Here is a 21,884-nt window from a genome sequence, read left to right as displayed (position 1 = left end):
GGTCTATTCCACCCCGATCTCCGCTGCGTAGTTCATCCCCCGCGCCGGATAGACGCTGAGCTCAATATCGCGCTCCGCCAGTACCTCCTCCTGCAGCAGCGCACTCAGCTGCTCTACCCCACTGGCATCACTGAGCAGCACGGTCACGAGTTCGGACTCCGGCCGCAGCAGCCGCTCGCAGGCTGCAGCCACCGCCTCATCCAGGGTGCTGGCGCAGGCGAGTTCCTCGCTTGTCGACGCCGCCCCCGAGCCACTATGCGCCACGTACTGGTTCTGCTCTGCACTGATATAGCTGGTACGCATCGCGGAGGCGGCCTCGGACATCGCATAGCAGTCCACCACGAGCGGTTGGCGGGGATCGTGCACGGCGATAGCCGCCAGCCCCGCCACCAGCTGGCTGGTGGACACCAATTGGATAAACACCCCGCTGGCGTGGGCGGCTAGTTCGGTAGAGACCAATTCCCGCTTGGAGAGCATCCCATTGGGCAGCACCGAGACTTCTTTCGCGCCGACTGTAGAGATGGCCTCGCCGATCTTTTTCACCGTGTCCTCCCCCGCGCTCGCTGGCGCCACCACGGTGGCCCCAGACGCCTCGTAGAGCTCCGCGAGTTCCCCGTGCGGGCACAGGGCGATGATGATGCGCCGCTGCTGATTCACGCGAGCAGATTCTGGCTCCGGCTCGGGCAGGGCCTCGAGATGCAGCTGGGAGACCTCGCCGGCATAGCTATAGGCGGTCTCGATGACGGTGCCGGGCTGCTCGGAGTGAATGTGTATCCGGCCCTGATAGTCCCCAGCGCGGGCGAGCACCAAGCTATCGCCGAGCGGCTGCAGGGCGGTGTAGAGCTCGTCAATGTCCTCGCCCTTGTAGTAGAACATCACCTCGAGGTAGGTACTACTACGCATCTGCGTAGCAGTGCCGCGGTGCGGGGTGATGGCGGAGAGATCCCGCACCGGCACCGTGGGGTCGATCTGTTGGGCGAGCGTCTCGAGTAGCACCACGAGCCCGGCTCCCCCAGCGTCGACAACCCCCGCCTCGCGGAGGACATCGAGCTGCGAGGGGGTGGCATCGAGGGCTCGCTGGGCGGCGGCGGTGGCAGCCAGCACGACCTCTGCCAGATCATTCGAGCCGGTGGCGTCGGCGGCCACGGCGGCCGCCCGCAGCACGGTCAGTACTGTTCCTTCTACCGGCTCGTTGATGGCCTCATTGACCATGGCCAGCGCCGTGTTGAGGGAGGTGCGCACCATGGTGCCGTCAATGCCGCCCCCGGCGGCGGCCAATGCCACCGCTCGGAGCACTTGGCTGAGTACCATTCCGGAGTTTCCCCGCGCCCCGCGCACGGAACCCTGGGCGAGGGCAGTGGCGACGTCGTTGACGTCGAGTGGCTGCGGGGCGGCGTCGATAAGCGTCTCGAGATGCGCCAGTGCAGCTTCCATCGTGTGCGCCATATTGGAGCCGGTGTCCGAGTCCGGCACGGGGAACACGTTCAGCGCATTGATTTCCGCCCGGCGCGCCGCGAGCTGCGTGGCGGCGGCGCGTGCCCACGAGTGGAGTTCTTTGGGACCGAGCGTGGTGGGGGCTGCTGAAGTCATAGTGACACTACAGTCTAGTGTTTCGGCTGGGATGCGTGGGTGGGGTGTGTATCGAGTCGCCAGTCTATGGGCGTGGCGCCGAGGGTGCTGAGGATTTCATTGGTGCGGGAGAACGGGCGGGAGCCGAAGAAGCCACGGGAGGCGGACAGGGGCGAGGGGTGCGGCGAGCAGATGCAGGGAGTGTCGCCGAGGAAGCGTTGGGTGTTTTGGGCGTCGCGTCCCCACAAGATGGCCACCAGCGGGGTGTCGCGTTCGGCGAGGGCGGTGATGGCGCATTCGGTGACGTCTTCCCAGCCGTGGCCGCGGTGGGAGCCGGCGCGCCCCGGGCTGACGGTGAGTACGCGGTTAAAGAGTGCGACTCCTTGCTCGCACCAGGCGCTCAAATCGCCGTGTTCTGGCGGGGTGATGCCGAGATCGGAGTGGAGTTCGGTGTAGATGTTGTTCAGGCTGCGCGGCAGGGGGCGCACATCGGGTTGGACGGAAAAGGACAATCCCATGGCATGACCGGGGGTGGGATAAGGGTCTTGGCCGACGATGAGCACCTTGATCTCGTCGAAGGGATAGTTGAAGGCGCGCAGCACGTCGCTGCCGGCGGGCAGATAGCCGCGCCCAGCGGCGTTTTCGGCGCGGAGAAACTCTCCCAGCCGGTGGATGGTCTCGGCGACGGGGGCGAGTACGGGCGCCCAACTGTCGTGTACGGGCAAGTCGGTGGTGGTCATGGCGGTGCCTTTAACGTCGTGGTGGATGCGGTGTGGATGGGCCGGGATGGCTTAGGGGCTGTGCCGGTCTGCGGGTCTGCTGGAAAAGGTACTCCAGCCATCGGCAAAGCGGGCAGGCTCGCCATCGACGGTGACGGGATAGGGAGCGCGGCCGCGCACGACTTCGCCGATCACGCGGAATCCACTCGGGGCTTCGCCGGCGGTGGTGGCGATGATGGCGTGGTCTTCTCCCCCGCCGAGTACCCATTCCCAGGGGTCGCGGTCGAGGAGTTTTGCGGCGCGGCGCATGGTGGCGCTCGGCGCGATGGCGGCGCCGAAGAGGTTGATGCCGACGCCCGAGTGATAGGCGATGGCGTGGCAGTCGGTGTAGAGGCTATCGGAGGTATCGGTCATCGCGGTGGCCCCGGTGGCGCGGGCGATCACCCCGCGTTTGGGCTGCAGTTCTGGGGCGCAGTGGGAGCGCACTAGGTGGCGAAACTCATCCGGGATCCCAGCGGGGCCGAGCTCGGAGAGGAGGGCGAGCCCGGCGGCGGATTCCCCGAGGGCTCCCGAGGCCACTACTTTCTGCCCGACGCGCGCCTTGGATAGCGTGGTGGCGGGCAGATTGCCGCCGAGCTGCCCAGTGGCGGTGATGGAGATAATCAGTTCCTCGGATTCCACGAGATCGCCGCCGACGAGTTCGGCGTTGTGCTTGGCGGCTTCCTCGGCGATGCCGTGGGCGAGTTCTTCCACGAAGCTCACCGGGGTGACGGCGGGGGCGCCGAGTGCCAGCAGTGCGGCGACGGGACGCGCCCCCATGGCTTCGATATCGGCGAAGTTCGCCACGATCGCTTTGCGGCCAATATCGTGGGCGCTGGACCAGTCGAGCCGAAAATGCCGGTTGCCCACCAGCATGTCGGTGGTGACTACGGTGCGGGTATTGGGTACGGGGTGGCCGAGCACTGCGGCGTCATCGCCATTGCGGGCCGAGGGCGCGGCGCGCAGGATCGCCGCGATCGCGCCTTTTTCTCCTAGGTCGGCGAGTGTTGGCCCGCCGTAGCGGGTGGGAAAGGTCACGGGCATCGTGTTATGCCACCGTCCTCGTTGTGTGGGTGTTCATCCGTGGCGCCGCCGCTGCACGCTGCGCGACTCGTCGGTGTCCCGCCCCGCGGGCGTAAGGGCGCCGCATTTGATGCTATCCGATGCTCAGCCGCGACGGGCTGCGGGTAGAGTTTGTGGCTATGAGCAGCTCCCGTACCGAGACTCCCGCCTCTGATATTCCTCGGCGTCCCATCATTATCGCGCTAATGCTTTCGATTCTTCTCACCATTGCGGTGCTCGTCGGCACTAAGTGGCTTTTCGGCGATGGCCGCGATCCCGTAGCGCTGTCTGAATTGCCCTCTGATCAGGCCGATTCAGCGGAGTGCTCGGCGGTTATCGACGCTCTCCCGGAGTCACTCAACGGCCTGAAAAAGGCGCGCCTCGTGGAACCGGTACCGGCCGGGGCCTTCGCGTGGTCGGGCACCGATAATCAGCGCATCACCTTGCGCTGCGGTGTGCAGCCCCCAGCCCAGTACACCACCCTAGCCCGCACCGAGGATATTGCCGGCCGCGAGTGGTTGCGAGTCAAAGACGCCACCACCGGCTCGACCATGCAAACCTGGTATCTCGTGGGTGCTACCCCCACGGTGGCGGTGACCGCCGATGCTCAATCCTTGGGGGATGCCCCCAACCCGGTGGCGGATCTCGACGCCGCCCTAGCACCGATTCAGGGCGAGCGCTTGTCCCCTGCTGCCGCCCCCTTGGCGCAGCTGGACTCCCCCGATGCCGACAATCCGCGCTGTGCGGCCTATGAGCAGGCGCTGCCGAGCGTGCTGGAGACTTCCTCGGGCACCTACCGTCTGGTTAAGGGCTCGGAGCTGATCGCCGCCGGCTATCCACAGGATCCGCAGAACACGGTGGCGTGGATGCCGGACGACGATGGCCTAGAGCCGATTGTCACCCGCTGCGGCCTGGCGGAGCCGGCCGGCTATGAGCCCGGCGAGCAGCTGCAGCAGATCAATGACATCCCGTGGTTCAATGACACCCAGTTGGCCAATGGAACGACCCAAGGCGTGTGGTACGCCCTGGGCCGTGATGTAGCTATTGCGGTGGCCATGCCCCAAGCTGTGGGTCAGACCGTGTTTGTGGATATCGGAGACGTCATCACCGACACCACCGCCACGGTCGCCCGCTAGGCCGGCACCTGTTTTAGGAATCGATACGGACGTTGAGGCTGGGCTGGATATCGGATTCCGGTACCAGCCCATACTCCTCTAGCCCCTTGCGTACGAGCTCGGCGCCGTCGATATTGAGCGGCCCGGAGGTCCACAGCGCATAGGGCAGATTAATGAAGCGTTCCTGCTGCACCGCCTCGAGATCCTTGGTGGCGGGGTTCTTCTTCAGCTGCTCTACCTTTTGCTCGAAGCTCTGGCCGGGATAGTCGACGAAGACAAACACATCGGGCTGGGCGTCGGCGAGGGTTTCCCAGCCAACCTCCACCCAGGTGTCATCGAGATCGTCTGTTGCGTAGTCCGCACCGGCAGCGGCCACCATTTCTGCGGGAGCGCCCTTCGCGCCGGAGGTAAACACCGCATCGGTGCCGGAGTCGTAGAGGAAGACCACCGGCTTGTTCTCTGCCTGCGGGGCGTTATTCAGCGCCTCGATACGCGCATCCATATCGGCGATCACGTCTTCCGCCTTATCCTCACGGCCGGTGATCGCACCGACGTTGCGCAGATCGCTGCGCACCGCATCCCACGGGTTTTCCACGCCGCGGGCCGTCGATCCTTCCTGGCGGCAGGCCTCGGTGAGGATATAGGTGGAGATATCGTGCGTGGCCAGGGAGTCGGGGGTGATGTTTTTATCCTCCCCCAGCCCATAGCCCCAGCCGCCGTAAAACACCTGCGGGGAGGCGGCCACGATTTGTTCCAGGGAGGGATACTCCTCGCTGATCTCCTTTAAGTTATTGACCTTCTCGCCATACTTTTCGACAAGCACGTCGCGGTCTCGGTTCAGGCTGGACACCGCCACCAGCTCATCTTGGGCATCGAGAGCCAGGTTGAGCGCGATGAGGTTGCCGTCATTGGCCAGGCCGGCGGCCTTTTTCGGAAAGCTCACCTCCTCGCCGCAGTTGGTGACGGTGACCGTCTCGCCGGAGTGGTCGGTGGCATCGTTGGGTGCTGCGGGGTTCTCGGCGCTGCCGCCGCCGGAGCAGGCGCTCAGAAGAACAGTGGCGCTGCTCAGGGCGGCGACAAGCGCGACGCGATAAGGCTGTGACATGTGTTTGTACGCATCCTATGGGTTGGAGGAATCAGGACGGGTGTGTACCCCATCGACAACGAGGTGCGGGTGGCGCAGCCCCTGCCGCACAATCACCGAATCCACGCCAAATACCGTGCGCACCCGCGCCGCGTTAAGCACCTCGGTGGGGCTGCCGCAGGCAAGAACCTCGCCGTTGTGCAACACCAGGCAGATATCGAAATGCGTGAGCGCCAGGTCGAGGTTGTGGATCGTGGAGATGATTGTTGCGCGAGTCGCGCGCATGAGTTCCAAGACGCTGAGCTGGTGCTCCACGTCGAGGTGATTGGTGGGTTCATCGAGCAGGATCAAACCGGTGTCTTGGGCGAGGGCGCGAGCGATAAACACGCGCTTGCGCTGCCCTCCCGAGAGCTGATTGCAGGTGCGTTCGGCCAGATCGGTCACGCCCACCCGCTGCATCGCTTTCTCGGTGGCCTCGCGGTCTACAGCCGACGGCGGCCGCCACACCGATTGGTGCGGCAGACGCCCCAGCGCCACCGTTTGGCGCACGGTGAGCCCCTCCGGCACGGTCTCTTCCTGGCCGACATAGGCCAGCATCTGGCCCCTGTGCTTCGCGCTCAACGACGCCAGCGGCGTGTCATCGATGCGCACCTGGCCGCGGGAAGGGAGAAAACCCGCGATGCTGCGCAGCAATGTCGTTTTGCCGGCGCCATTAGGGCCAACAATGGCGACCATGGCGCCAGGCTCCACGCTGAGGGTGACGTTGCTGAGAATAGGGGTGGCGTCGATAAGACAATCCAGCTGCTCGAGATGGAGACTACGCATCAGAGTTCTAGGCCTCCTTAGCGAAGCTATACGAGCTCGACCTGCCCATGATGAACAGGAACAAGGGCGCACCAATAATGCCGGTGACTACTCCGAGGGGAATTTCCTGCGCGCCTGCGACAACGCGCGAAGCCATATCCACCCAGAGCAAAAACAGCCCGCCACCGAGCATGGCGATGGGCACCAACCTGCGATGCGTTGGACCCACTAGCATGCGTGCCAAGTGCGGCACCACGAGACCGACAAAACCGATCCCGCCGGACACCGCGACGAGCACGCCCACGAGCACCGCTTGGAGAAGGAACAGAGATGCTCGGAGCTTATCGACGTCCACTCCTACGCTTGCGGCCACATCCTCCCCCGATGCCAAGGCATCGAGACGAGGACCGAGGACGAAGAGAATGACAGCGGCCAGAAACGTCGCCACCACCGGGATGCCTAGTTTGATCCACTGCGCCCCTGCGACAGAGCCCAGCATCCAAAACATCACCGATTGCGCGGCGCGCGGATCGGGACCGATGAACACGAGAAAACTGGCGAGGGCTGAAAAGGCGCTCGCGAGCACGACACCGGTGAGAATCAGCCGCAAGGGGGTGATGCCGCCCTGCGCATAGGTGATCCCATACACCGCCATAGTGGCCACGAGCGCACCAATCAGCGCCCCGCCAGAAAGTGCCCACACCCCTAATGAGGAGAAAATGCCTAGAGTAATAACGGCTGTCGCGCCGACGCTAGCGCCGGAGGACACGCCCAACAGATAGGGATCAGCCAGAGGGTTACGCACCAGAGTCTGCATGGCCACACCGGCCAGCGCGAGCCCAGCGCCGACGATGAGAGCAAGCAGGCCTCGCGGCGTCCGCAGCTGCCACACAATGGTCTCCACCGACTGCTCCGGCACCGTGGCCGAAGACAGGCCCAGCTTCGACTGCATCACAGCAGCCACATCACCGAGCGGGATGGTGACCGATCCCACCGCCACCGAAGCGACGGCTGAGACCGCAATGAGCAGCATCAGCACGGCCACTAGGGCCGTGTAGCTGCGTCGAAAAATCGACACGCCAGCAACAATCCTTCACTGCTAGGCGACCTAAGGAATACGAGATACTCGCTTCCCCACGCGAGGCCGAAAACCTAGCCATCAAGTGGTTCACACACTTTCTTTCAGCTGCCTTTAACGTTGGCCGAGGGCAGGCATTCGGACTTGTCCACATATCCTCGCCGTAAGAGCGAAGCGCGGCTTACCGTTGCGCGTCAGTTCTGGAGTTGCACCAGATTCCCCTGCGGGCTCGACCCAGCAGCGACTTGTATCTTACACCGCGGATGAGTGGCTGCGAATAAGCGTCGATAAGCGCCGCAGCTAGCGGCGAGAAAGCGCCTGCTGAATCACAATATCCAGCAGCTCAGCGTAGGGCACGCCAGAGGCTTCGAAAACCTTGGGATACATCGAGATCGGCGTAAAACCGGGCATGGTGTTGATCTCGTTGAGCACCGGGCCGGAGTCGGTGACGAAGAAATCGACGCGCGCCAAGCCCGTGCAATTCAGGGCGTGGAAGGTTTCCACAGCCAGCGACTGGATCAGCTCCGTGGTCTCCTCCCCGAGCGGCGCCGGGATCGCGGCAGAGACCACATTGTCGAGGTATTTGGTGTCGAAGTCGTAGAAGCCCTCATCGCCGTCCTCGGTGCCGATGAGCTGCGCCGGAACCGAAGCCACCACCTCGCCCGAGGGGTACTGCAGCACGCCGCACTCCACCTCTGCGCCGCGGATCTCGGCCTCCACGATCACCTTTTCGTCATAGTCCACCGCCGCCTGATAGGCCGCGGGGAACTCCTCCCAAGACTCCACCTTGGAGATACCGATCGAGGAACCGCCGCGAGCCGGCTTGACGAACACCGGCAGCCCCAGTAGCTCCTTTTCTGCCACGCTGAGCTCGCCGCGCTGCCGCAGCACCACCTCGCGCCCCACGGGCAGCCCCGAGGCGCTCATGAGTTTCTTCGTGTATTCCTTATCCATCCCGGCCGCCGAGGCCAGCACCCCAGCGCCCACATAGGGCACCCCAGAGAGCTCAAAGAGACCCTGGATGGTGCCATCTTCACCAAACTTGCCGTGCAGTACCGGCACGATCACATCCACGCGATCATAGAGCTGCCCGGCGCGCTCGCCGCTGCTATAGCGGAACTCGCCGCGCCGGTTGGGATCCACCGAGAGCTGAACCTCCTCGGTGTGTTCCACCACGGGTAACTCGCGACCGGCGGCGCGGAGCTTTTTAGGATCGGATTGCCCCACCACCCAGGTGCCTTCGAGGGTGATGCCCACCGGCACGACGCGATAGGTTTCGGCGTTGAGGTGGCTCATCACCGCCGAGGCCGAGATACAGGAAATCGAGTGCTCGGAGCTGCGGCCGCCATAGACGACGGCAACAGAGGTACGGGTGTCAGTGGCATCGCTGGCAAAAGAGGTAGGAGCAGTCATCTCGGTCTTTCATATCTCGGCTGTAGTGACGGGCTGTGGGTACGGGCTGTGTTGCGGGGCTGTCCGCCTGCTGCGGCGCAGGCACGCAGCACTGCATCGCACACCGGTGAACGGGGTGGGTGCCGAACCGCTGCGATTGTACTACTCGGACTTCTTCGAACGTCCCATCAGCGCACCCACCATGGTGTCCACATCCATTCCCTCGTGGCACACCATGTAGACGGCGTGAGTGATGGGCATGTCCACCCCATGCCGCTCGGCGAGGCGGAACACCGACTCCGAGGAGGTCACGCCCTCGGCAACCTGCCCCGAGGTGGCGTGGGTGGCCTGCTCAAGCGAATCGCCTCGGCCGAGGCGGGCGCCGAAGCTGCGGTTGCGAGACAACGGCGAGCTACAGGTGGCGACCAAATCGCCCAATCCTGCCAGCCCGGCAAAGGTGCGACTATCGGCCCCAACCGCCACGCCCAGTCGGGCGATCTCGGCGAGGCCGCGCGTGATCAAGCTCGCGGTGGTGTTCTCCCCTAGCCCTTTGCCATTGGCCATGCCGCAGGCCAAGGCAATGACGTTCTTGCACGCCCCGCCGAGCTCGGTGCCGATCACATCGGTATTGGTATAGGGCCGGAAGTAGGGCGCCGAGCAGGCCGCCTGGGCGTATTTGGCGTTGTCCTCGTTGGTGCAGGCGATCACGGTGGCAGCGGGCTGTTCCATGGCCACCTCGCGGGCCAGGTTTGGCCCCGAGAGCACGGCGATGCGCTCCGGCTCGATGCGTCCAGCCTCGGCGATCACCTCGCTCATCCGCATCAAGCTGCCGTGTTCCACCCCCTTGGCGAGGCTGATGACGATCGCCTCCCGCGGGATGAGCTCGACCCACTGCTCCACATTGGCGCGCAGTGTTTGGGAGGGAACGCCCAAGACCACGATATCGGCGCCGGCGAGGGCGCGGGCGGCATCGGCTGTGGCGGTCACGGACTGGGGCACGCTGAGCCCAGGCAGGTAGTCGAGGTTCTCACGCATGATCTGTATGGATTTCGCCACCGATTCCCGGCGCGCCCAGAGGCGCACGGTGGCTCCGGCATCGGCGAATACCTTGGCTAGGGTGGTGCCCCAGCTTCCTGCGCCCATCACTGTCACGTTGACCATGAACCCTGTTGTGTCCTTCCCGAGGTATCTGCTCGTTGCGGTGGTAGCTGCACCGTGCCGAAGCGGGCGCGCAGTGGCGTCGCCGCAGACAGTGCTGCATCTGCGTGCGAGTCTACCGAGCATTGCCGTGCAGCCGTGCACAGTACACTGGGGCGGTATGTCTAGTCCTGTCTTGCGCGCCGAGTTTGCCAAGAACTTCCCCGATCTCTGCCTTGAGTGGCAGGCAGCTGAATATCCCGATGCCTCGCTGCTGCAACTCAACGAACCCCTCGCGGCGGAACTGGGATTGGATCCGCAGTGGCTGCGCACGGATGCGGGGCTGGATTTTCTGTGCGGGCGGGCCAGCGGCTGCTATACCCAACCGGTGGCCCAGGGCTATGCGGGCCACCAGTTTGGCCAGTTCAATCCGCAGTTGGGCGATGGTCGCGCACTGCTGCTCGGCGAGCTTGACACGCCCAGTGGGCTGGTGGATCTTCACCTCAAGGGCTCTGGGCCCACCCCGTTTTCGCGGGGCGCGGATGGCTATGGGGCGCGCGGGCCGATGCTGCGAGAGTATCTGATCTCCGAGGCGATGCACGCTCTCGGCATCCCAACCACACGGGTGCTCGCGGTGATTGATACCGGCCGCAGCGTGCTGCGTAGTGGCCCTGAGCGCGGGGCGATGATTGTGCGGGCAGCCAGCTCCCATATTCGCGTGGGCACCTTCCAGATGGCGACGGTACTCGGCGCCGAGGATGTCTTAGCCCAGCTGGTCGAGTATTGCCTCCAGCGGCACTATCCCGAACATGCCGGCGGCGGGGCGCTGGCTTTGCTGGAGCAGGTGATGAACACCCAGATGCACACCGTGGCGCAGTGGATGGGCGTGGGTTTTATCCACGGGGTGATGAACACCGATAACACCACGATCAGCGGCGAGACCGTCGACTACGGCCCCTGTGCTTTCCTCGACGCCCACGCCACGGACGCGTGTTTCTCCAGCATCGACACCACCGGTCGCTACCGCTACGGCCAGCAGCCGGCGATCCTCGGCTGGAACATGGCCCGCTTCGGCGAGGTGCTGCTGCCGCTTATCGACGCCGACCCGCAGGCCGCCATCGCCCGAGCCCAAGAAGTCCTCAGCAGCCAAGGCAGCCGCTTCGAGGCCATCGCCACCGAGATGTGGGCCGCCAAACTCGGCATCAATGGCCGGCCGCAGGCGCCGCAGGTGGTCGCTCTCGCCCTGGATTATCTGCGCCGCGAACAGCCGGATCACACCACGTTTTTCGCCACCCTCGATGAGGACTACGCAGCAGAGCAGACGGATCCTCTGTGGCAGGCGTGGCGGGACTCTCAGCCGGATCCGCAGCGGCGTAATCCGGTGGTCATTCCCCGCAACCACGAGGTGGAACGCGCCCTCAGCGCGGCCGCCCAAGATCACTGGGAGCTGTGGGAGGCGCTGCTGAACGCGCTGCGCCACCCCTTCGATGCAGATGCCGCTTACCCGGAGCTGCTCGGGCCGGCACCTGCGGAGTGGACGGAGAACTTCACCACCTACTGCGGTACCTAATAGAGCCGTCCTACAATTGCAGCTATGGCTTCTCACGCGCAGGAAACTGATAAAGACCGCAAGAACAACGTGCTCGTCACGGGTCGACTGCAAAAAATTCCTTCCAATCCCTGCAAGGACATCACCCGCCCGACCCTCGCCGCGGGCGCGGTGCTGTGGCGCGGCGATCGTTCCCGCCCCGAGGAGATCGAGGTGGCGGTGATTCACCGCCCGCGCTATGACGACTGGTCTTTGGCGAAGGGCAAGCTGGACCCGGGCGAGTCCCTGCCGGTGACTGCCGCCCGTGAGATCGAGGAAGAAACCGGCTACGAGGTGCGCCTGGACAAGCTCATCGGCAAGGTCAGCTATCCGGTACACAAGCGCACCAAGGTGGTCTATTACTGGCTGGCCGAGGTCATCGGCGGCGAGTTCAGCGCCAACGATGAGGTGGACACGCTGCGCTGGCTGTCCATTGACGACGCCGCCTCGCTGCTGTCCTACCAGCTGGATGTAGATGTCTTGCGCAAGGCCGAGAAACGGCTTCGCCTTGCCCCGGATACCCGCGTCATTCTGCTGCGCCACGCCAAGGCCTATCAGCGGAAGAATTGGCAGGGCGATGACTCTATCCGGCCTTTGGATAAGAAAGGGCGTCGACAAGCGGAAATGCTGGTGCCTTTGCTCAGCGCTTTCCGCCCAGAGCAGCTGTATTCCGCCGAGCCTGATCGCTGCCAGGACACTATTGCCCCGCTGGCCGATGAGCTGGGCATGGATGTCACCGTCAATGAGCTCTTCGGCGACAATGCCTGGCTCTCGCAGATGACGAACTGCCACAGCGCCATCTCGGAGCTTTCCCGCAGCGGCACGATCTCTGTGGTCTGCTCCCAGGGCATCTGGATCCCCGATGTGGTGGCTTGGGCCGCGGCCCGTGGCCAGCTGCCGATCGATGAGATTAAGGCGAAGAAGGGCTCGATGTGGATGCTGGACTTCCGAGACGGGCAATTGGTGGGCGCGGACTATCTCGCCAGCGCCCTGCCGGTGAAATAACTGCCGCTTCGCCCGCATACACGACAAGGCCCCGCCGAGGTGGTATCCACCTGGCGGGGTCCTATGCTGCGTCGGGGCGATGGCCCGCAACGGGGCGGGCTTAGAAGACCCGCGGCATGAAGGGCTTGCGCTGGGCTTCGAAACGCTCGATGGCTTCCTCATCGCGCAGGGTGAGGCTGATATCGTCGAGCCCCTCGATCAGCCGCCAGCGGGTGTAGTCATCCACCTCGAAAGGCAGGATGTGCTCACCGGCGGTGACGGTGCGGTCTACGAGATTGACCGTCAGCTTCAGGCCTGGGGTCTGCTCCATCAGCTTCCACAACAGCTCGATATCGCTGTGCTCCATCTGGGCGGCCAGCAGCCCAGCCTTACCGGCGTTGCCGCGGAAAATATCGGCGAAACGCGGGGAAAACACCACTCGGAAGCCATAGTCCATCAGCGCCCACACGGCGTGCTCACGCGAGGATCCGGTACCGAAGTCCTCGCCGGCGACCAGTACCGAGCCTGCTGCGTAGTCCTCTTGATTGAGCACGAACTCGGGGTCGCGTCGCCACGCGGCGAACAGCCCGTCCTCGAAGCCGGTGCGGCTAACCCGCTTGAGGTAGACGGCGGGGATGATCTGATCGGTGTCCACGTTCGACCGCTTCAGCGGCACGCCGACACCAGTGTGAGTGTGAAACTTCTCCATTGTTGTTCTCTTCTCCTAATGCGACGGTGCTTAGAGGTCAGCGGGCGATGCCAGGGTGCCGGCCACCGCGGAGGCGGCGGCCACTGCGGGTGAGACCAAGTGGGTGCGGCCGCCCTTGCCTTGGCGTCCCTCGAAGTTGCGGTTCGAGGTAGAGGCGCAGCGCTGGCCGGGCGAGAGCTGATCGGGGTTCATACCCAAACACATCGAGCAGCCGGGCTGGCGCCACTCGGCGCCGGCGGCGGTGATGATCTTGTCCAGGCCCTCGGCCTCGGCCTGTTCCCGCACCCGCTGGGAGCCGGGCACCGTGAGCATACGAACATTATCGGCCACGCGGCGGCCCTTGAGCACCTGAGCGACCGCCCGCAAATCCTCGATGCGGCCATTGGTGCAGGAGCCCACGAAGACCGTATCGATTGTCACCTCACGCAGCGGCTGGCCGGGAATCAAGCCCATATAGTCGATGGCCTTCTCCGCGGCCGAGCGCTCGTTTTCGTCGCTGATCTCCTCTGGGTTCGGCACACACTCTGCCAGCGGCAAACCCTGGCCCGGGTTGGTGCCCCACGTGACGAAGGGGGTGAGGGCGTCGCCGTCGATGGTGACGACCTTGTCATAGCTCGCGCCCTCATCGGTGCGCAGGCTGGACCAGTATTCGACGGCCTGATCCCACAGCTCGCCCTCGGGCGCGTACTGCCGGCCCTTGATGTAGTCGAAGGTGGTCTGGTCGGGGGCGATCATGCCGGCACGGGCGCCCGCCTCAATCGACATATTGCAGATGGTCATGCGCTCTTCCATCGACAGCTTCTCGATGGCCTCGCCGCAATATTCAATAATGTGACCCTGGCCACCGCCGGTGCCGATCTGCGCGATGATCGCGAGAATCAGGTCCTTGGCGGTCACGCCCTCGCCGAGAGTGCCAGTGACATTAACGGCCATGGTCTTAAAAGGCTTCAGCGGCAGCGTCTGGGTGGCCATCACATGCTCCACCTCAGAGGTGCCGATGCCGAAGGCGATCGCACCGAACGCACCGTGGGTGGAGGTGTGCGAATCGCCGCACACCACCGTCATACCGGGCTGGGTGAGACCGAGCTGCGGCCCCACCACGTGCACGATGCCCTGTTCTTTATCCGCCATAGGGTGCAGCCGCACCCCGAACTCCTCGGCATTGGTGCGTAGTGTCTCCACCTGAGTGCGCGAGATTTCGTCCTTGATCTCCAGGATGGAACCGGTAGTGATGCCCTCCGTCGGAACGTTGTGGTCCTCGGTGGCCAGGGTGAGCTCGGGGCGGCGCAAGGATCGCCCCGCCAGCCGCAAACCATCGAACGCCTGCGGGGAGGTGACCTCGTGAAGAAGCTGCAGATCGATGTAGATGAGATCGGGTTTTCCTTCTTCACCGTGGGTCACGATGTGGTCGTGCCACACCTTTTCCGCCAGCGTTTTGGGGCTGGTCATATGATCACCGTTACCTTTCACTATGGTGCCTGCCGCAGCAGAACTGTCGTGTCTGCGTGTGCCGCGGCGCGACTGAATGCACGGACGAGGGTTGTCCTCGGCATGTTCTGGCTGCGCATCTCATGCTCAACGTGGGGCTGGCACGCTGGGTCTGGGCGGTGGTCAGGACACCCCGCCCAGCTCCAACCAGAAACTAGCCTCTCACGATATGGGATGATAATATCGTGTCATGGGAAAGTTTAACTCACTTGATGGGCAACAGTCCAGCGGAATCAAAGTACTGGACCGCACAGTACTTATCCTGAACACCGTCGCGAATTCGCCCCAATCCCTCAGCGAGCTGTGCGAACGCACCCAGCTTCCCCGCGCCACGGCACACCGGCTTGCCACGGCCCTAGAAATGCACGATCTCCTGAGCCGCACCTCCGATGGCAAATGGTCCATCGGGTCCGCATTGCGCGCGCTCGGCGCCTCGAGCTCCGACAAGCTTATCGACGCCGCCGCGCCCATCATGGCCAACCTGATGGAGACTACGCAGGAGTCCGTGCAACTATATCGCCTCAACGGAACGATGCGTACCTGCGTGGCCGCCCAGGAACCCTCCTCGGGACTACAAAACACCGTGCCCGTGGGCTTTCGCATGCCACTGACCGCGGGCTCGGCCGCGCGCGTCTTCGTGGCCTATGCTCCACCGCATCTGCGCGACACCATTCTGCGCGATGCCCACTTCACCACCACCGACCTCGAGCAGGTGCGCGCCCAAGGCTACGCAGACTCCGTCTCCGAGCGCGAGGTCGGACTTGCCAGCGTCTCCGCGCCCATCTTCGACGGCAATGGCGAACTCCTTGCCGTCCTATCGGTCTCCGGCCCCGCCGAGCGGCTTGGCCCCAACCCTGGGGCACGGCACGGGCAGGCTCTACTCGAGGCCTCCCGCCAGCTCAGCGGCACCGCCTAAACGCCGGCGAACGGCACAGCCGACATAAGAAAACACCTCCTCCCTTCTATCTTTCGGAAAAGACAGGTCAGGGAGGAGGTGTGCGCTTTGTACCCCGTACGGGATTTGAACCCGTGTTACCGGCGTGAGAGGCCGGCGTCCTAGGCCGCTAGACGAACGGGGCCTTGGATCGCTTCGAACTGCTCGTTCGTTGCTTGCATAAAGTTACACGACGGGTACAAAGAAATAGAAATCGCCCCCTTCAGCTGCGAAAATAAGCACTGGGGGCGGCGTCGATAAGGCGTGGGGTGCACGCGCACGCGCGGGGCGTCTTCGGCGGTAAGTAAAGACGCCCCGCGCGGACATTAGTGTGAAAACCGATCCATGAACGCTCGGAGCCTGCGCGACTGCGAGTTCACGATAACGACAGGGTGCGGAAGTGTCGTGACCCCAGTGTGGTGCTCTCACCGTGGGCCCGTCCGCTATCTCTGCATCAGAGTCAGGTGTCGAGGTGATCTATGCGCAATCCGTAGACCATCGAGGAGGTCTCGGTGAACAGAGTCACGATAAACATTCACCTTCGCTTAGCTCTACCCTCGCACATCTCTAGCGCGGAGAGGGATTAGATTATGGCAATGCTCGCTACGAAGGGGACGTGCGACGCTGTTACTAGAAAAGACGCTGCTTCAGCCATCCACTCTCCTTTGCTGACATTAAATTCCTCTGAACAGGTATGCGATATATCGCCGAGAATCTCACCCGATGCGCGCCGTAGCGGTGGCGACCCGCTGCGACTCCGACAACCCCGTCCTAGGCGCTGGTGGTTATCCTAAAAACCCGTGTGAACTTCTCACCCCTCACTCTAGACCTCCGGCCGCGGCGGGGGAAGAGATTCGAGATTTTTCCCCATCGACCTTCTGCTTTTACCCCATGGCGCCACCCCCGCGCTGGGGCAGGCAAATGGGCGCGCCGGCACCCGTTTTAAGGAGCACCTCAATTTTCCCACGCGCTGAGCTGGGGTAGCGTGAGGATCATGAGTGGTTTTGATACGTCCCGCTTCCCCTGTTCGCGGCGCAGCTTCCTCAAAGGCATCGCCGCCGCCACTGCCGCGACCGCCTCGGGCGCCCTCCTCGCTGCCTGCGGCAGCCCTGAGATCGCCGCGCAGGTGGATTCCGCATCGATTCCAGTGGGAGGTGCCGTATTCATCGACGGCTGGGTTGTTGCACAGCCAGAAGAGGGTGTGTTCACCGCCTATTCCGCCACCTGCCCACACGCCCAGGGCCCCATCGATCATCTCGAGGACGTCAACGGCGAACACGTCGCGGTCTGCTCCAAGCACATGTCCAAATTCAGCCTGACCGATGGTTCGGTAATCGAAGGTCCCTCGAGAGATCCGATGGTGCCCGCCACCATCGACAAAGCCGGCAACGAGTTGAACGTCTCCTAAAGATCGAGTGTAGGTTGGGCACCAGATACGCAACCTTTCGCGGTAAGTCGTTTGGTTGTCCGCACTACCCTCTATGGGGGATAGAACAGGCACCATATCGGAGTCTGGTTTAGGCTCCCTCTATGCACCACGCCGATATCGACTCCACGTCATCTGCTACTACGCATCAGCCCGCACCCTCGCGCACGGAGCGCCTAGATTCTCTTCCCGTGACCAGAAAACACGCTCAAATCTTAGGCGGCTCTGGAATTGGATGGGCGCTCGACGCGATGGACGTCGGGCTTATTTCTTTTATCATGGCGGCCCTCACCGCCCACTGGGGCTTGAGCCATACCGAAACATCGCTATTGGGATCCATCGGCTTTGTGGGGATGGCGATCGGTGCCACCTTCGGTGGTCTGCTCGCCGATAAATTTGGTCGCCGCTCCGTGTTCACCCTCACCTTGCTGGTATATGGCATCGCCACCGGCGCCTCCGCGCTTGCTGGCAGCCTCGCGGTCCTGCTTGTGTTCCGCTTCATCGTCGGCCTGGGGCTCGGCGCCGAGCTACCTGTGGCCTCCACCTTTGTTTCTGAGTTCGCTCCGCGCCGCATCCGTGGCCGCATGGTGGTCATCCTCGAGGCCTTCTGGGCGCTGGGTTGGATTCTCGCTGCCTGTATTGGCGCATTCGTGGTGGCCGCCGACGATAACGGCTGGCGTTGGGCTCTCGCATTGGGCTGTATCCCCACCGTTTATGCGCTCGTCGTTCGTTTTGGCATGCCGGAATCCGTCCGCTACCTCGAGGCCACGAACCGCCACGAGGACGCCGAGAAGGTCGTGCGCTCTTTTGAAGAGTCCCCCGCTCTCGGACGCCAGCCGCAGCACGACCGCGCAGTGGCAGCAATGGAACCCGAGGTGGCGAACGCCCACTCTATTTGGGCATCGCCGCTGCGACGTCGCACCGCAGCCCTGTGGACGGTCTGGCTCTGCATCAACCTCGCCTACTACGGGGCATTCATCTGGATTCCCTCGATTTTGCACGAGCAGGGTTTCACCCTCGTGAAATCCTTCACGTTCACCCTCATCATCACTCTGGCGCAGCTGCCCGGCTACGCCGCGGCCGCCTATCTGATTGAGCGTTGGGGCCGCCGCCTGACCCTAGCGGTCTTTCTTGCCGGTAGCGCCACCGCGGCGCTGAGCTATGGCTTGAGCTCGGCGGAATGGCAGATTATTGCCTCCGGCTGCTTCCTCAGCTTCTTCAACCTCGGCGCATGGGGCGCCCTCTATGCCATTGGGCCGGAGCTCTACCCCACTGCCCTGCGCGGCACCGGCACTGGGGCGGCCGCTGGTTTCGGCCGCATTGCGTCTATCGCCGCCCCGCTGATCGTTCCGCCTCTGCTCGCCTTCGGCGGGCAAGTCATGCTCTTTACCGTCTTCGGCATGGCGTTCGCGATCGCCGCAGCCGCGGCCTTAACGTTGCCGGAAAATACCAACGTGGCACTGGATTAGCCGCAGCACCGCCGCTGTCACAACGCGTGAGATGGCGGGGTATACAAACGACAAGAAGGGGCGCCGAGTGCGCCCCTTCTTCCTGTCATGCGCTATAGAGAGCTCAGGACAAAGCAACGACCTCCCCTTCGCTTCCACCGAAATGAAAGTAAAGAGGAGGTCGTACGTTGTACCCCGTACGGGATTTGAACCCGTGTTACCGGCGTGAGAGGCCGGCGTCCTAGGCCGCTAGACGAACGGGGCATAGGAACCAGCATGAAGCGCACTTCATACTGAAGCTGGCCTACCAGGACTCGAACCTAGAATGACGGTACCAGAAACCGTTGTGTTGCCAATTACACCATAGGCCATCGCGCTCAGCTGCTGATTGCTATCAGCTCCTGCTGTGCAACGAGGAATACTATAACCATGACGGCTCTCATTGCACAAACCAGCAGCTCACGCGGGATTTTAGAGCCTTAGCGAGGCCCCGATTGCGTTAGTTGGCGCTCTCCTCGCTCCACGGGGTGCGCGCCCGGGCAGCCCGCAGGCGAGCCAAGGTGGAGTCCTTGCCCACCAATTCCATGGACTCAAACAGCGGTGGCGACACCTGGGCGCCGGTGAGCGCCACGCGCAGGGCACCATAGGCCTTACGCGGCTTGAGCTCCAGCTCTTCAATCAGACGAGAGCTCAAGGCCGACTCGATCTGGACGGTCTTCCACTCCTCGAGCGGCTCGAGCACGGCGATCGCCTCGTCGAGGGCCTGGACAGCATCCTCCTTGAGGTTCTTGCGCGCTGCCTTCGGCTCCAACTCGAGTTCCTCATCGGCGACAACGAGGAAGCGCAGCAGCCCCCACGCATCGCCCAAGGTCTTGATGCGGGTCTGTACCTGCTCGGCAGCGAAACGGAAGGCGTCGTCGGGATACTCCGCCGGGAAGTCGTGGTACTCGCTGAGATAGGTGCGCAGGCGGGAGGCGAAATCGTCGAGCTCCAGCAGGCGGATGTGATCCGCGTTGATGGCCAGCATCTTCTTCTCATCGAAGCGAGCCGGGTTGGACAACACATCAGTGATGTCAAAATTCTCGATCAGTTGGGAGGTGGTGAAGATATCTTCATCCTTGCTCAGCGACCAGCCGAGCAGGGCAAGATAGTTGAGCATGCCCTCCGGGATGATGCCAGCATCGCGGTGGTTAAACAGATTCGACTGCGGATCGCGCTTCGAGAGCTTCTTATTGCCCTGCCCCATCACGAAGGGCATGTGACCGAACTCCGGCACGCGCTGGGCCACGCCAATCTGCATGAGCGCCTCATACAGCGCGATCTGGCGCGGCGTAGAGGGCAGGAGATCCTCGCCACGCAGGACGTGAGTGACACCCATGATGGCATCGTCCACCGGATTCACCAGGGTGTAGAGCGGCTGGCCATTGGAGCGGGCCACGACATAGTCCGGCTGGGTCTGGGACTTGAAGGAGATCTCGCCTCGCACCAAGTCATTCCACGCCCAGTCCTTATCCGGCATGCGCAGACGCCACACGGGCTTGCGACCCTCAGCCTCAAACGCGGCCTTTTGTTCCTCGCTGAGATCGCGGTCGAAGTTATCGTAGCCCAGCTTGGGATCGCGCCCTGCGGCCTTGTGGCGCTCCTCCACCTCCTCTGCGGTGGAGTACGCGGGATAGACCAATCCGGCGTCGATAAGCTTCGACAACACCCCCTTATAAATGTCGCCGCGCTGCGACTGACGATAAGGCTCGTGGGGGCCACCCTTTTCCACGCCCTCGTCCCAGTCGATTCCCAACCAGTTCAAGGAATCGATAATGGCCTGGTAGGACTCTTCGGAGTCGCGGGCAGCATCCGTATCTTCAATGCGGAAGATCATCTTGCCGCCCGTGTGGCGGGCGTAGGCCCAGTTGAACAGGGCGGTGCGCACCATTCCGACGTGCGGAGTGCCGGTGGGCGATGGGGAAAAACGAACGACGACTTCTGAAGTATGAGACATGGTTGTCTAGTCTAGTAGCTTTCCCGTGGCCTGCATGAACTAGCATTACATGCCATGGCCCGATTCGCTCACCGTCCCTCTTCTGCACCGGATTTCCTGCTCTCTCGTGCCCATGGATCAGTGCGCACCCAAGGATCGCGCGCTACCTATAGCGACCCATGGGAAGCCGTGGCTGCGCTGCGCGAGGGGCGGGTGACGATGGTGGTCGGCGCCCTTCCTTTCTTGCGCGATGATCCCGCAGCACTGACCGTGCCCGAACGAATCATTAGCGAACAAGGCCCCCTGGAGCCGCACGCGCACTACCGCATCGGCCCCGGCTCGCGGCTGCACTCCGAGCTTGTTGGCGTCGACCCCGACGAGGACGAGCATCGGGCGCGGGTAGAGGCGGCCGTCGCCACCATCGCACGCACCCGCTTGGAAAAGGTGGTGCTTGCCCGCGCTGTAGACGTGCGCTTCGACCCACCGGCCGATCCGCTGCTGGTGGCCGCCAAGCTCATTGATCGCTCCCCCCACTGCGATGGCTTCATCGCCGACCTCTCCCCCGCTGGCGGCGCCCACGCCCACACCATGTTGGTGGGCTCCTCCCCAGAGGTTTTGGTGCGCAAACGTGGCACCACGCTCAGCGCCTATCCACTGGCTGGTTCGGCACCTCGCGGCGTCGATAAGCGCAGTGATGAGGAAAATGGGCAACAGCTATACAACAGCGCCAAGGACCTTGCCGAGCATGCCCATGTGGTGCAGCACTTGGAACGCACATTGCGGCCGCTGTGCGAGACGCTGAGCATTCCCGAGCGCCCCGAGCTGACCAAAACCGCCGAGATGTGGCACCTCGCCACCCCGATCACAGGAACGGTCAAGGAAGCAGAGATGACTGCCCTCGAGTTGGCCTTGCAGACACACCCCACCCCAGCGATTTGCGGCACCCCCACCGACGCCGCAGAGGCGATCATCACCGCCACCGAGACGCCGCGGGGGTTCTATGCAGGCGCCGTGGGCTGGTCCAATCGGCGCGGAGACGGCGAATACATGGTGGCGATCCGCTGCGCCGAAGTCGATGCCTATGGCACTCACGCGCGCACCTGGGCCGGCGGCGGGATCGTCGCCGATTCCGATCCACAAGCCGAGCTCGATGAAACCACCGCCAAGCTGCGGACCATCATGTCGGCGCTGGGGTTGTAGGAGCTCAATCGGGCTCAGAACGAGCGCGGACGGTAAACGAAACCACCCGCCGTCGAGTGCGTTCTCAGCAGCGGGTGGACATGCGCGCTAGGCCGCGACGAGCGGCCCGGGGCACGTGAGGCATAAGGCGCAG

The 21,884-nt window shown here is 63.6% G+C and carries 18 protein-coding genes, 3 tRNA genes and 1 riboswitch; of the genes, 7 read left to right on the top strand and 14 right to left on the bottom strand.

Annotated features, from left to right (window positions below):
• Positions 1 to 3: 3 nt before the first annotated feature.
• Genes GBB11_RS10460 through GBB11_RS10450 form a run of 3 tightly spaced genes read right to left on the bottom strand, consistent with a single transcriptional unit; the run spans position 4 to position 3,371 of the window.
• Positions 4 to 1,590 carry a DAK2 domain-containing protein gene (locus GBB11_RS10460; protein ID WP_151550132.1) on the bottom strand — a complete coding sequence of 529 codons (1,587 nt, stop codon included), beginning with the start codon at positions 1,588 to 1,590 and terminating at the stop codon, positions 4 to 6.
• A 14-nt stretch (positions 1,591 to 1,604) separates the two neighbouring features.
• On the bottom strand, positions 1,605 to 2,309 hold the full coding sequence (locus GBB11_RS10455) for a uracil-DNA glycosylase (RefSeq protein ID WP_151550131.1): 705 nt from the start codon (positions 2,307 to 2,309) through the stop codon (positions 1,605 to 1,607).
• A gap of 51 nt (positions 2,310 to 2,360) precedes the next feature.
• Positions 2,361 to 3,371 (bottom strand): thiamine-phosphate kinase, encoded by a 1,011-nt coding sequence (locus GBB11_RS10450; protein ID WP_151550130.1) that lies wholly within the window; start codon positions 3,369 to 3,371, stop codon positions 2,361 to 2,363.
• A gap of 158 nt (positions 3,372 to 3,529) precedes the next feature.
• On the opposite strand from GBB11_RS10450, the gene GBB11_RS10445 reads away from it, so the two are divergent.
• Entirely contained in the window at positions 3,530 to 4,525 is a 996-nt protein-coding gene (locus GBB11_RS10445; RefSeq protein WP_192796391.1) for a DUF3515 domain-containing protein, read from the top strand.
• 13 nt (positions 4,526 to 4,538) lie between these two features.
• Here GBB11_RS10445 and GBB11_RS10440 read toward each other — a convergent pair whose 3' ends face one another.
• From GBB11_RS10440 to GBB11_RS10420, 5 genes are all read right to left on the bottom strand, one after another.
• Positions 4,539 to 5,609, bottom strand: coding sequence for an ABC transporter substrate-binding protein (locus GBB11_RS10440; RefSeq protein WP_151550128.1), 1,071 nt, complete (start codon positions 5,607 to 5,609; stop codon positions 4,539 to 4,541).
• A 15-nt stretch (positions 5,610 to 5,624) separates the two neighbouring features.
• Positions 5,625 to 6,413 (bottom strand): ABC transporter ATP-binding protein, encoded by a 789-nt coding sequence (locus GBB11_RS10435; RefSeq protein ID WP_151550127.1) that lies wholly within the window; start codon positions 6,411 to 6,413, stop codon positions 5,625 to 5,627.
• A 7-nt stretch (positions 6,414 to 6,420) separates the two neighbouring features.
• Positions 6,421 to 7,425: an iron ABC transporter permease gene (locus GBB11_RS10430; RefSeq protein WP_151550173.1), complete on the bottom strand. Its 1,005-nt coding sequence runs from the start codon at positions 7,423 to 7,425 to the stop codon at positions 6,421 to 6,423.
• A 156-nt stretch (positions 7,426 to 7,581) separates the two neighbouring features.
• A riboswitch (cobalamin riboswitch) is annotated at positions 7,582 to 7,723 on the bottom strand.
• 47 nt (positions 7,724 to 7,770) lie between these two features.
• A complete protein-coding gene (locus GBB11_RS10425; protein ID WP_151550126.1) occupies positions 7,771 to 8,883 on the bottom strand; it encodes a D-alanine--D-alanine ligase family protein in 1,113 nt (370 codons plus the stop codon).
• 141 nt (positions 8,884 to 9,024) lie between these two features.
• Positions 9,025 to 10,023 carry an NAD(P)H-dependent glycerol-3-phosphate dehydrogenase gene (locus tag GBB11_RS10420; RefSeq protein ID WP_151550125.1) on the bottom strand — a complete coding sequence of 333 codons (999 nt, stop codon included), beginning with the start codon at positions 10,021 to 10,023 and terminating at the stop codon, positions 9,025 to 9,027.
• 157 nt (positions 10,024 to 10,180) lie between these two features.
• Here GBB11_RS10420 and GBB11_RS10415 point away from each other — a divergent pair, with 157 nt between their 5' ends.
• The gene (locus GBB11_RS10415) at positions 10,181 to 11,569 is read left to right on the top strand and encodes a YdiU family protein (RefSeq protein ID WP_151550124.1); all 1,389 of its coding nucleotides are present in this window, start codon (positions 10,181 to 10,183) and stop codon (positions 11,567 to 11,569) included.
• 24 nt (positions 11,570 to 11,593) lie between these two features.
• The gene (locus GBB11_RS10410; protein WP_151530293.1) at positions 11,594 to 12,592 is read left to right on the top strand and encodes a bifunctional NUDIX hydrolase/histidine phosphatase family protein; all 999 of its coding nucleotides are present in this window, start codon (positions 11,594 to 11,596) and stop codon (positions 12,590 to 12,592) included.
• A 100-nt stretch (positions 12,593 to 12,692) separates the two neighbouring features.
• Here GBB11_RS10410 and leuD read toward each other — a convergent pair whose 3' ends face one another.
• Both leuD and leuC read right to left on the bottom strand, forming a co-directional pair.
• Complete coding sequence (leuD, locus tag GBB11_RS10405; RefSeq protein ID WP_151530294.1) at positions 12,693 to 13,280, bottom strand: 3-isopropylmalate dehydratase small subunit; 588 nt, start codon at positions 13,278 to 13,280, stop codon at positions 12,693 to 12,695.
• Between the two features lie 30 nt (positions 13,281 to 13,310).
• Complete coding sequence (gene leuC, locus GBB11_RS10400; RefSeq protein WP_151550123.1) at positions 13,311 to 14,729, bottom strand: 3-isopropylmalate dehydratase large subunit; 1,419 nt, start codon at positions 14,727 to 14,729, stop codon at positions 13,311 to 13,313.
• Between the two features lie 229 nt (positions 14,730 to 14,958).
• Here leuC and GBB11_RS10395 point away from each other — a divergent pair, with 229 nt between their 5' ends.
• Entirely contained in the window at positions 14,959 to 15,684 is a 726-nt protein-coding gene (locus tag GBB11_RS10395; RefSeq protein WP_151550122.1) for an IclR family transcriptional regulator, read from the top strand.
• A 90-nt stretch (positions 15,685 to 15,774) separates the two neighbouring features.
• On the opposite strand, the gene GBB11_RS10390 is transcribed toward GBB11_RS10395, so the two are convergent.
• Positions 15,775 to 15,847 (bottom strand) — tRNA-Glu (locus GBB11_RS10390).
• Between the two features lie 849 nt (positions 15,848 to 16,696).
• Between GBB11_RS10390 and GBB11_RS10385 the strand changes: the two genes are divergently transcribed.
• Both GBB11_RS10385 and GBB11_RS10380 read left to right on the top strand, forming a co-directional pair.
• On the top strand, positions 16,697 to 17,110 hold the full coding sequence (locus tag GBB11_RS10385) for a Rieske (2Fe-2S) protein (protein WP_151550121.1): 414 nt from the start codon (positions 16,697 to 16,699) through the stop codon (positions 17,108 to 17,110).
• Positions 17,111 to 17,232: 122 nt separating this feature from the next.
• Positions 17,233 to 18,597 carry an MFS transporter gene (locus GBB11_RS10380; RefSeq protein WP_192796390.1) on the top strand — a complete coding sequence of 455 codons (1,365 nt, stop codon included), beginning with the start codon at positions 17,233 to 17,235 and terminating at the stop codon, positions 18,595 to 18,597.
• 170 nt (positions 18,598 to 18,767) lie between these two features.
• Here the strand turns inward: GBB11_RS10380 and GBB11_RS10375 are convergent.
• From GBB11_RS10375 to gltX, 3 genes are all read right to left on the bottom strand, one after another.
• A tRNA-Glu gene (locus GBB11_RS10375) sits at positions 18,768 to 18,840 on the bottom strand.
• Between the two features lie 35 nt (positions 18,841 to 18,875).
• Positions 18,876 to 18,947 (bottom strand) — tRNA-Gln (locus GBB11_RS10370).
• A gap of 128 nt (positions 18,948 to 19,075) precedes the next feature.
• Entirely contained in the window at positions 19,076 to 20,572 is a 1,497-nt protein-coding gene (gene gltX / locus GBB11_RS10365) for a glutamate--tRNA ligase (RefSeq protein ID WP_151550120.1), read from the bottom strand.
• A gap of 54 nt (positions 20,573 to 20,626) precedes the next feature.
• Between gltX and GBB11_RS10360 the strand changes: the two genes are divergently transcribed.
• On the top strand, positions 20,627 to 21,751 hold the full coding sequence (locus GBB11_RS10360; RefSeq protein ID WP_151550119.1) for an isochorismate synthase MenF: 1,125 nt from the start codon (positions 20,627 to 20,629) through the stop codon (positions 21,749 to 21,751).
• Positions 21,752 to 21,884 lie beyond the last annotated feature (133 nt).

The organism is Corynebacterium sp. 74A (genome assembly GCF_008930665.1).
Classification (GTDB): domain Bacteria; phylum Actinomycetota; class Actinomycetes; order Mycobacteriales; family Mycobacteriaceae; genus Corynebacterium; species Corynebacterium megadyptis.
Note: the sequence above shows the minus strand (reverse complement) of the source record. Positions and strands in the feature narration are given on the sequence as shown.